This is a genomic window from Pseudoalteromonas sp. SIMBA_162 (assembly GCF_046535955.1).
Lineage (GTDB): Bacteria > Pseudomonadota > Gammaproteobacteria > Enterobacterales > Alteromonadaceae > Pseudoalteromonas > Pseudoalteromonas marina.
The window spans coordinates 76265-87267 of sequence record NZ_JAWJBQ010000012.1 but is presented as its reverse complement, the minus strand read 5'-3'; the positions used below and the strand labels follow the sequence as shown (position 1 = coordinate 87267).

Annotated in this window: 10 protein-coding genes; 4 read left to right on the top strand and 6 right to left on the bottom strand. The window is 40.4% G+C overall.

All coding sequences use genetic code 11. The features are described from left to right. Positions 1-11: 11 nt before the first annotated feature. The 6 genes from R0J88_RS10660 to R0J88_RS10635 form a co-directional block, all read right to left on the bottom strand. Positions 12-857 carry a DUF4198 domain-containing protein gene (locus R0J88_RS10660; RefSeq protein WP_410899878.1) on the bottom strand — a complete coding sequence of 282 codons (846 nt, stop codon included), beginning with the start codon at positions 855-857 and terminating at the stop codon, positions 12-14. A 35-nt stretch (positions 858-892) separates the two neighbouring features. Beyond that, positions 893-1402, bottom strand: coding sequence for a DUF2271 domain-containing protein (locus R0J88_RS10655; protein WP_006792520.1), 510 nt, complete (start codon positions 1400-1402; stop codon positions 893-895). Further along, complete coding sequence (locus tag R0J88_RS10650; RefSeq protein ID WP_410899877.1) at positions 1402-2034, bottom strand: PepSY-associated TM helix domain-containing protein; 633 nt, start codon at positions 2032-2034, stop codon at positions 1402-1404. The genes R0J88_RS10655 and R0J88_RS10650 overlap by 1 nt, the downstream gene beginning before the upstream one ends. A gap of 147 nt (positions 2035-2181) precedes the next feature. Continuing rightward, entirely contained in the window at positions 2182-2577 is a 396-nt protein-coding gene (locus R0J88_RS10645) for a YbaN family protein (RefSeq protein ID WP_410899876.1), read from the bottom strand. A gap of 132 nt (positions 2578-2709) precedes the next feature. Next, positions 2710-4023: a porin gene (locus R0J88_RS10640; RefSeq protein ID WP_410899875.1), complete on the bottom strand. Its 1314-nt coding sequence runs from the start codon at positions 4021-4023 to the stop codon at positions 2710-2712. Positions 4024-4129: 106 nt separating this feature from the next. Continuing rightward, positions 4130-4612, bottom strand: a complete 483-nt coding sequence (locus R0J88_RS10635) for a MarR family winged helix-turn-helix transcriptional regulator (protein ID WP_008131907.1) — start codon at positions 4610-4612, stop codon at positions 4130-4132. Positions 4613-5042: 430 nt separating this feature from the next. Here R0J88_RS10635 and R0J88_RS10630 point away from each other — a divergent pair, with 430 nt between their 5' ends. The 4 genes from R0J88_RS10630 (at position 5043) to R0J88_RS10615 (ending at position 10994) form a co-directional block, all read left to right on the top strand. Beyond that, positions 5043-5894, top strand: coding sequence for a D-hexose-6-phosphate mutarotase (locus R0J88_RS10630; protein WP_410899874.1), 852 nt, complete (start codon positions 5043-5045; stop codon positions 5892-5894). Between the two features lie 62 nt (positions 5895-5956). Then, entirely contained in the window at positions 5957-6490 is a 534-nt protein-coding gene (locus R0J88_RS10625) for a PH domain-containing protein (RefSeq protein ID WP_008131910.1), read from the top strand. Then, positions 6483-8042, top strand: coding sequence for a PH domain-containing protein (locus tag R0J88_RS10620; protein WP_410899873.1), 1560 nt, complete (start codon positions 6483-6485; stop codon positions 8040-8042). Before R0J88_RS10625 ends, R0J88_RS10620 begins: the two co-directional genes overlap by 8 nt. Positions 8043-8168: 126 nt before the next feature. After that, complete coding sequence (locus tag R0J88_RS10615) at positions 8169-10994, top strand: TolB family protein (RefSeq protein WP_410899872.1); 2826 nt, start codon at positions 8169-8171, stop codon at positions 10992-10994. Positions 10995-11003 lie beyond the last annotated feature (9 nt).

The window sequence follows — 11003 nt, the reverse complement described above, 5'->3', positions numbered from 1 at the left end:
TGCCTAAAAAATTACTCAGGCGCAACTTCAAGTGTTGTAAATAATGCATAACGACCTGAGTCTACGCCTTCTTCCTTTACATCAACTTCAGTGGCGGTTTCAATTAAATAGATACCCGGTGCGTTCCATGTTGTTGTAAAGAAGCCGTTTTTATCGGTGGTTACTTTTACTTCGCCACGTTCGTTACGGTAGCGAGTGTCGCCTCTTAAAATATTTACTTCGATACCTTCGGCTGCAGGCTTCCCGTCTTGTAGTAATTGAAAACGCGCTTGCTCGCCTACAAATAAATCGTTTGGATGGGTTGGGCCGCTTAGTTCAAGGCCTAAACCTAATAATGCAGGCTTAGATGTACCGTTACGGCTTACAAACGTGTCTACCGTTGAAATCACTTTAGTGGTGCGTACGCCTTGAGCGTTGCTAGGTAATTTAGCGTCTGTTTTTTTGCCAAATACACGTTTGCGTTTACCTTCTTCATCTTTATAAAAGGTCATGTACATTGGCTTTTGTGTCATTGCAATGTGGTAGGTGCCCTGTTCAGTTAAACTAACTGCGGCTGAGCTTTTGCGTTTTAAGTAATAAGCACGAATAGTGTCGCTAACCGGCTCGCCGTTTGGCATAAGCGCCATGAGTAATGTGTCGTCCCATTGAGCGTCTTTTTCTTTTGGCTTAAAGGCTTTATCGGGGGCAAACATTTCGTTAGAAATACTCGCATCAATCATTACATAATGCGCTTTATCGCCAGAAAGTGAGGTGTGTGATGGTAATAACCAACGGCCATGTGCGCTGGCTGATGTAGATACCAGCGCTGATAAGCTAAGTGCGCCAATTAATGCTGTTTTTAATAAATTAATTTTCATTTTTCTGTCCTTTAAATTCGAATTATAAATAGCTACTACTTAGCGTTTACGGTAACAAAACTGGTTGAAAACTCTTTTTTACCATCGATGGTAATTTTACCTGGCTTTGTTAAATCGAGTTCGAGGCGTTTGTAATCACGGCCTCCTTCTTCACGAACAACTTCAATATTTAAAAGGTATTTACCAGGTGCTACGGCGTTGCCGTCTAAATCTTTACCTTGCCAATCAATTGTATAAGTACCAGCGCGCTTAGTGGCGCCACTTATACCGTCAAAGTTAATATTGGTTTTACCTGCTTTACGCCACCATTGGCGTAAGTCTTTAAACCACTCGGCTTTTTGAACCCAAAGTGCAAGCGTTGTTACGTGTTTGCGCTCTGGTGTTTCTAGCCACACAGCAACGTACGGTCGATGATAAGGTTGTACGTCAAGGTCGGGTAGGGTGAGTTCAATCTCTAGCTGTGGCGTTTGTGCCTGAACCGTTGTTTGAAATAGTGCGGCAACCATTAATAATGCTGCGCTAAATACAGTACTAACTTTTAACATTAAGACACTCCTTTAATTTGTGGTACCCAGCATAAGTAAATAACCAATGGCGTTGCGATGCCTAAAACGGTTATCCATATACCTGCTAAGCGTTTTTTTCTGTTTTGAAATAAAATAATCATGCCGGTGATGGCAAAAATAATCATCAACACCGCTGAGATATCAATTACCCAGCTCCACACTGCACCGCTATGTCGGCCTTTATGCAAATCGCCAATAAGGCTTAAAAAGCCGCCTGTTTGGTAATCGAGGTTTAGCTCGCCAGTTGTAAAGTCAAGCTCAGCGTAAGCAAAACCGGCCGGAAGGGGATAGTCGAGCATGACAAGTGCGTCTTCTTTTTCCCATTCAATACTTTTTACCTTGGTGAGTGAGTATTGTGTAGCTAGATAAGCTTCTATTTCTGGGTAAAGCGAAGGCAGTGTATTTAGCTGTGCGTTGGCTTTAGTTACAAGCTCAGCTGGAATAGTTGCGGTGACTTGCCCGTTACTTTTATCGTTTTTAAGCCAGTCAACATGGTTAAGTACAATGCCGCTTACGCAAAATAGAATGAGTAAAAAAAACAAAGCGGTAGAAATATAAATATGTAGGGCACGGCTTGTACTGTACAAAGCTCGCTTATTAATAAACGACATAAATAATTTAATGTAATAAAATTTATTACATGATAATGATTTGCATTACTTATTACAAATTTACTTACGTAACTTTACATTAATATTTTAAATACCCTGAATTCAGGCTAAAAAATTTTTATGCTAGTTAGTGCGTTTAAACGAGGTTTAGTGCTGAGGGGGTTGTGAGGGTCTTAAAATAAGGTAAATCATAACCGCAATTTCTATTGCTGCTACAAGGTATACAACCCAATTAGGTGCTGTTGAGTTAAGTAAAAGTATAAAGCCAACAAGCATACCAATAGCGGCAAAGTACTTAGCTTTAGTTGGTACCACTTTGTGAGCTTGCCATTGTTGCAAGGTAACACCATAGCGAGGATGATTAAGTAACCAATTTGCAAGTGCAGGAGATGAACGAGTAAAACAAGTGAGCGCCAAAATAAAAAATATAGTCGTGGGCATGACCGGAAGCACAATGCCTAAAATGCCTAGCGCCACTAAGGTTAAGCCTAGCATTTTTAACCCTACATTTTTATAACAGATAAGTGACGATTTTATATTCATTGACGGCGCTATAGTGAGTGGCGACTAATTTAAAGTGTAGGCCTATTTTACATTTATTATAAAGCTAAAACGCTATTCCAATAAAAAAAGACATACCCAGTATGCCCTTTTTTGTAGACTAAACAGTAGTTATTAAAAATAATAACCAATGTTTATATTAAAGCGTTTTTCTGTTTCGCTGCTGTCACCGGCAATCGATCCACCAACGAAAGGTTGGTTTTTAGCGTGTACAAAATCAAAGTAGGTAAACAAGCCGCCAGCGGCTACAGAAACACCCGTCACGTTCATCCACGTATCTGCGCTGCTGTCAGATTTATCGTAGATAATCCCGTAATCGTTATAAAATTGTAGGCCTGTCACTGGGCCCCACTCAACTGGCATACTGTAAGCGATGTTTGCATTGGTCATGGTTGCTTCTGCGGCAATACTGTCGTAAAACGAGTAAGCACCTACGGCCATACGATCAATATTATCTATGTCGTAGTTGTATTCACCATGTTGAAGCTGAAAGTTCCATGCATCAATATTGCTATTTAGGTGCATAGCCCATGCATAATAGTCGCCTGCGCGGTCATTACCGTCATGTAACCCGCCAGATAACGCAGAAAAACCTAACTCGGTTGTGCCGCCGTCATGTTCAAAATGGTAACCGTAACGGCCCGAAAACGTATTGTATTCGCCTATTTGGGTTGCAGGTTCTGCGTAAATGCCGTCTTCTGGGGCTCTTACGCCAACTACATCGTATGAATAGCGATCGCTGCGGTTGTCAACGTAGCCATCTACGCCACCAAGCTCATCGTTTTTGAAAAAGCCGAGATCTAATTGCCAGTTATCTGCAATTTTACGTTTAAACATGATGCCTAAATCGTGATCATCTTCTAAACCGATGTAATAGGTGGTGTTAAAAAACCAGTTGTGCGAATTATAAGGCCAGTTACCAAAGGGGACTTTGGTGATACCTGCTTGTACTTGCCAATCGTCTGCAAAATCGTACGCTGCATAAGCATATTTTACTGCGGTCATGTAATCAAAAAAGCGAATTTCTGCGTTAAGAATAACGTCGCCTACATCACCAGAAAAATTAAGTCTAAAAACGTCAAAATCGAAGTCGCCGCCGCGGTCTTCGTTATCGTCATCATACGATGCATAACTAAAGTTTGTACGAATAGCACCGCCTACCTTTATGCCGCTGCTTTTTTCTTTCGGCGCTTCTGCCACCACAACGTTTTGGTCAGCTTTTTTCTCGATAAGTGCAACTTGCTCTTGGTGTTTTTCGTTAATTTTTTGCTGTTTAGATTTTTCTTCAACTAGTTTTTGTTCAAGCAGCTTCATTTGCTGCTGTAGTTGTTTTAATTGACTTTGAAGCGTGTCGATATCGGTGGCGTAAGAAGTACTCGAAACACTACCTAAAATAAATGCGAGCGATAATTTTGAGAGTTTGGTCATATTAGCTGCTTCTTTTCGTTTGGTTAAAAATAAAAACCCAAGATATTAATAACACCTTGGGTTAAGAGCTTAGTACAAAACCATTATATTTTTTATTGTTCGTTTTTTATTCTTTAGGCGCTTGTGTAAGTGCGCCCACTTCAAGTAAGGGAGATGCATCTAATTTATCTGCATCCATCATGGCTGCAATACGCTGCATAGATGAAAGTAATAAAGACTGCTCCCATTCAGCCAGACCAGAAAACTTTTCTATGAAGTGTTCTTGTAATGGTTGAGGGGCTTTAAGTAGTAATTCTTTCCCTTTTTCGGTGAGGTGTAAGCTCACTCGACGTTTATCCATTTGGCTTCGAACGCGTGTGACCAGATCTCTGCTTTCAATTCTGTCGAGAATATTAGTTACGGTCGCTGGGCTTAAATTTACATTTTGCGCAATGCGGCTAGCAGTGATGCCATCAGTTTGAGACACCTCGTGCATTATAAGCAGTTGTGGGCCAGTTAAGCCGGCTGTTTTATTAAGTTGCTTTGAGTGTAAATCAATCGCTCGGATCACTTTACGTAAAGATACCAATAACTCGTCATATTTTTGCATGTGTTTATCTCGTCGAAAAGCGATGCTTTGCCATAATCGCGAAATGTTACACATCAAATAAATTGAATTCAAATTAAAAATTTAATTTTTTTACTGCTGTTACTCGTTTTTATTAATTAGAGTAGAAACTAATTTGCCTTAAAGCAATACCCCTTTAATTAAGGGTTTTTTAATAGGTGGGAGTGCTTAGTTAAGCATTTTAGCTACGTTTGAACTATTAAATACACGGCTCAAATAGCTTTTTTACGATTCATTTTGTGCGTTTAGTGTGTAATTAATTAAAGTGTAAACTAAGTAAGTGCATGATATACAACTATCAATATGCTCACAATGATTGTCTGAATAAGCAAAAACTTATTTGCTTGGTTTATACTTTACGTTATATGTAAGAGTATTGAACGTTGTGATTATTAATATTAAAGGGAAAGGCATGAAATTATCGCCATCAGTGAGCATTGAACACACCGAAACCGGTCTTGAATTTATTAATATTGAAAGTGATTTGTGCGATGCAAAAATATTTTTGCAAGGTGGTCAAATTACGCAATTTACACCTAAGGGTAAGCAACCTCTTATTTGGGTGTCGGGTAATGAAACGTTCTCAGAAGGCATGAGTATTCGCGGTGGTATTCCTATTTGTTGGCCTTGGTTTGGGACACACGCTAACGCTGGTTGGCCAGCACATGGTTTTGCCCGAACCAGCTTGTGGCAAGCTGATGAGGTTAATGAAACTGAGGAATGTATTACGGTGAGTTTAAAGCTACCTATGAAGTTGGTGAACACTGAATATTGGCCGCATCAGTCGGCATTGAAGGTGGAATTTGTTTTAAGTGATTCGCTTGAGGTGAGACTAACCACAACAAACTTAGGCAATACGGCGTTTAGCTATACACAAGCATTGCATACATATTTTCCAACGTCAGATATTACTAATACACACGTTGACGGCTTGCAAGGCGCGCAATATGTTGAATTTGCTAAAGGGCCTTTTACACAGCAAACGGTTGTTGGGTTTGAGCGTGAAACCGACATGGTTTACACCCAAGCCGCACCTATTCAATACATAAATACCCCCGAGGGCGTTATTAAAGTTGGGCGAGCAAATTCTAGTTCGTGTGTGCTTTGGAATCCATGGATTGAAAAATCTAAGCGCTTGTCTAATTTTGCTGACGATGAATACAAAACCATGTTATGCCTTGAAGCCGCCAATGTATTAGATGATGCTGTTACTCTTGCACCACAGCAAAGCCACACGTTGGTAACATCTATAGAATGGGCATAATAAGATATGCCTAATTAGGCTTTGTGTACGAATAAAATAATAAAAACAGTATAGGAAATAGTGTGTTTAACAATCAGCAAATAACGGATTTACCACAGCATAAAAACATTGAATTTAAAGCGCTTGCCGATAAAGCGCTGCTGCATGCACAACTTAACTGGTTAGTGTTTTATATTCCCTTTAGCGCAATATTAGCCGCAATTTGTTACTTCAACGAAAATTTTGCGAATAACGCGCAAACGTATTTATTAATTGGTATGCCTATTTTAATTCTCGCTTCTATGCTTTACAGCGTTGCGAGCATTAAATTGCAAGGTGTGGCTATGCGTCAGCACGACATTGCGTTTAAAAAAGGAATTATTTGGCAGCGGGTTACTATTTTACCGCTAGCGCGCGTGCAGCACATTGAAATACACCGCGGCCCTATTGAGCGAAAGCTGGGTTTAGCCAGTTTAAAATTGTATAGCGCCGGTGGTATGAGTGCCGATTTGCAGGTAAGCGGGCTTACACACACGGATTGTAAAAATATGCGCCAGTTTGTTCAAGATTACCGCCAAGAACAAACGTCTACTCAGGCTGTACCAGCCGATGAGTGATTTTACACCTCATACCACACAAACGGATGTTGGCCAGGTGCAATTGTGGCAAAAAGTATCGCCTTGGGCACTTTTGTATTTTGTTGTCCATTTTGGTGTGCGTTTTGTGCGCGACGGTATATTTAACCTATTACCGCTTGGTTTTGTATTTGTTACACAAGTAGAAAACAAACTCTTCTGGGGGCAAATTGCAGCAGCAGTAGCTGTAAGTGCTTTGCTTTTATACTCGGTTTTATATTACAGAAACTTTAGATTTTGTATTTCAAGCGATAACGAAATACTACTCAATAAAGGCGTTTTTAAAAAAGAACGTTTAACGCTTAAATTTGAGAGAGTACAAAATGTAAATATTGCTGAGCCTTTTTACTTTAAACCAGTAACGCTGGTTAATTGTATTTTTGATGCGGCAGGTAGCGCGGCTCAAGAAGCTGTATTGCCGGGCGTAACCCAAGGTTACGCAGAGCAAATGCGAAAGCAAATATTTGCTTACAAGGCCCAACAGCAACTTGAGCCAGACAGTGAAGTAGAAACAGACGAGACTACTGAGCAAAGTAGTTTGTTTATTTCAAACAAAGAAATAGCCAAGTTTGGTTTAATGTCAAACATGGCTATTTTAGCGCTAGCAGCCATTGCACCACTCATAAATGTGGTAGCCGATGTGCTTGAAAAGCAATTAATCACAAAAGTAGAAGGCTTTTACGAGCAAGAGCTTGGCCTTGTAGCCAGTGCAGCGTTATTTGCTATATTCACAATTTTTGTACTTGTGGTACTTATTGCTGTTTTGCTTTCGGTGGGAATGTCGCTTATTCGTTTTTATAACTATCAGCTTTATTTTAAAGGTAAAAAGTTTAAACGCATTACCGGTTTATTAGAGCGCCACCAGTTATCTATGAGCTTAGACAAAGTGCAGTCGATAGTCATTAAGCAAAATATTATTGCCCGGTTACTTAAGCGCTTTACCGTTGAATTTTTGCAAGCGAGTAGCGGTGGTGCAATGGCGGGTATGGCCGCTAAAAAAAATAAACAAACTTTAGTCTTACCTGTATTAAATAACGAGCAAGTAAACAGCGTATGCCAGTGGATTTACCCGTGGTTTAACAACAGCGCACTGGCATTTAAGCAGGCAGAGCGAGCACTTTGGTATAAAAACTTAGTTTTGTATGCATTGTTACCTAGTCTACTTGTTGCTGTGTTTTGTTATTTTAATGAGCTTAATTACCTTATCAGCTTGGGTGTGCTTGCTGTATTTGCAGGCTTAGTTACCTTGTCGTATCAACGTTATGGTTACTATTTACATGAAGATGATGGCCGATTTTATATGGTTGTGCGTAAAGGCATGATTGGCGTACATTACCGTGTGTTTGAACTTTATAAAGTACAAAGTGCTAGTAGCGAAAGTACCTATTTAATGCGAAGATCAGGATTGAAAAGCCTGTATATACAACTTGCTCATGGCTTTGCGTTTATGCCATACATAAAAGAGCAAGACGCTGATTTTGTGATTGATTTTACGCTTAAACAGGCTGAGTCAGACACTCGTAGTTGGATGTAATTTCTGCAAACAATAAAGTATGTGCGAAAACACATTTGCACATGCTTTATTACATTTTTTTACTGCAAACTCAGTGAGTTTAATAATACTCTAAGCATTGTTGAAAATGCTACTTAAGGGATTATTGTGAAAAAGTCACTCATTGCCTCAGCTTTGTTGCTCGCTGCCCCCGCGTTCGCTGCGGATTGGCAAACCATTCATACCGAGCATTTTAATGTGCACTACAGCATTGAGCATATTGATTTTGCTAAATCGACCGCGGTTGAACTTGAAATTGTTCGCACGAAAGTGCTTGAACAACAAAATCGTGCACTCGATGAAATAGTCGATGTTGTCGTGTTTGACCCCTTAAATGCGGCGAACGGGTTTGCCTTGCCTACATCAAGCAACCCAGTAATGGCACTTTTTACTACCCCACCGCAGTCTGATACGGTGATTTCAAACAGTTCTGGTTGGCAGCAGTTACTGGTGTTGCACGAATACATTCATTTAGTGCATTTGGCCCAGCCTACACGCAACCACTGGCAGCAAAAAGTGCGCGGTTTGTGGGATATTTACGATTTAACCTACAGTGATACGCCGCGCTGGGTTGCTGAAGGGTATGCAACGTTAATTGAATCTAAAATGACCGGACGAGGGCGCTTATTTGATAATTACTCTGAGTCGATATTACGTGAATTTGCTCAACAAGGTGCGCTACCAACCTATGGGCAATTGAATAGTGATAATGGCTTTATGGGTGGCTCTATGGCCTATTTGATGGGCAGTCGGTTTTTATATTGGCTAGAGCAAACATTTTCTGAGCAAATACTTGATAGTGTATGGACCCGAATGCAGGCAGTTAAGTCGCGTGATTTTGATGAAGCATTTGAAGGTGTGTTTGGCCAAAGCGCAGCGAAGCTATATCGCCGTTTTATTGCTGAATATACGTATAAGGCCATGCAGCAAGAGCAAGGAGAGCAACCACTTGATAGTGAGCTATGGCTAGAGCTTGATTTATACGCAAGCAATCCAGCACTTTCACATGATGGCAGCAAGCTTGCAATAGTAGAGCGTGATGCCAAGCGTAATACTAAGCTCGTTATTTATAGCACCGAAGATAACACCAAAGCGATGGAGAGCTTTGAAAAGGCACAAAATGAGTTAATTAAGCAAGACCCACTCGATATACCAGATTCGCCACCGAGCGTGTTTAAGCGTAAACAAAAACAAATACTTAATCAAATAAACCGGGCAGGTATAGCCAACCCGCAATGGGTAAATAGCACGACACTGTATTTTAATGCTTATAGTACTGAAGAGTCGGGCATTTATAATCGGGTGTCTGATATATTTAGCTATAACATTGAAACCGGCAACGTAGAAAAGCTAACCGAGTTTGCAGGGCTAAGACGCTTTAATGCAACAAGTGACGGTAAAGCAGTGTATGCAGAGCAAATACGTGATGGTTATTCTGAATTAGTAAAAGTAGATATTAATACCGGCACCATAACGCCGTTGTTCAAAAAAAGCTTAAATACTGCATACGATTACCCCACGCTTAGCCCCGATAATAAAAAATTAGTTTATTTATCAGCTTCTTTAAACGAAAACTGGCAAATGTATATACAAGATGTTGATGGTGGTATTAGCCAGCCTGTACCTATGCCAAACGGGTATCAATATTTAACCCAACCTAGTTTTAGTGACAATGGCGAATCAATCTATTTTGTTGCGGGATTAAATAAAACGACTGATATTTATAATTACCATATAGCCAGTAATACCCTAAAGCGTTTAACACATGGGCAAGAAGCGGTTGCTCACCCCATTGAAATGCAAGATGAAACGCTGCTTTATTTATCGATTAATGCCGACGGCCCTGATGTAAAAAGCCTAGCGAATACCAGTATTAAAACTACGGTGACAGATTTAGCTGCTAATAGCAAAGCCCCGCTATTAATGGTTAATGAGCACACATTGCCAGAGGCTAAAGTATACGCGCAAGAGGCTGGCGAACAGCGCGATTATGCAATATTCGATCAGCACGCAACGTTTGCGTTGGGCTCTCAGTATTTTTCAGCATCGACCAGCTTATTAAGTATGGGTATTAAAAGCAGTGATTTATTAAAGCAGCTAGACCTGCAAGCTGGTTATAGCATTGACTTAAACGATAACGCATTACATGGTGGCTTTGCAAACGCTAAATACAATGCGCTTGATGTTAAGTTTAAACTCGCTTTGTATGACTACAACTTAGATACCTCACGCCAATATCAAGCTTTAAGCCCAAGCAATTTAAATAACGAAATAGATGCTCTTGGTGGGTTTGTAGCAATGAGCTATCCACTTAAGTTTGGCCAATTAAGCTTAACCCCTGAGCTTGCTTATAACTATACTGATTACAAACAAAGCCATACTCGTTGGACGCGTGTTGGTTTTGCTCAACGTTGGCAATATGACCGCCAAACGTTTGCTATAGGACAACGTGTTAATGCTCGTTGGTACGAAGGTAAAGGTGAAAACAATTGGCAAGGTTATGATCTCGATGCGAGCATATTTGGTAAGGTGTATAACGCTCCTTTGTACATTAATTTCACACAAAAGCAGCGAGACGATGCACGCCTTGCGCTAGGCGGGTTTAGTTCAAACCTTATTAATCAACACTACAGTAGTGAATTTGTGCTGGCAGCTGATCTGCCTTTTTATAGTGCAACTGCCGAGCGTTACCAAGGATATGGCGGCGGAGTTACTTATAAAGAAGGTATGCCATGGCTTTATTACACTCAGCATCAATTAGATGACAGCGTTTATGCACAAAGTTACGGTTTAAAATACCAAGGTGACTTTAGCTTTGGCATGGGGCCTGCGGGTGTTAACGATTTAACATTTAATGTGGGGGTGTCACGTGTTGAGGGCAGCAGCTTTGATGATGAAATGCGTGCATGGCTGAGCTTTTATTATTCGCTTTAAATAAATTTA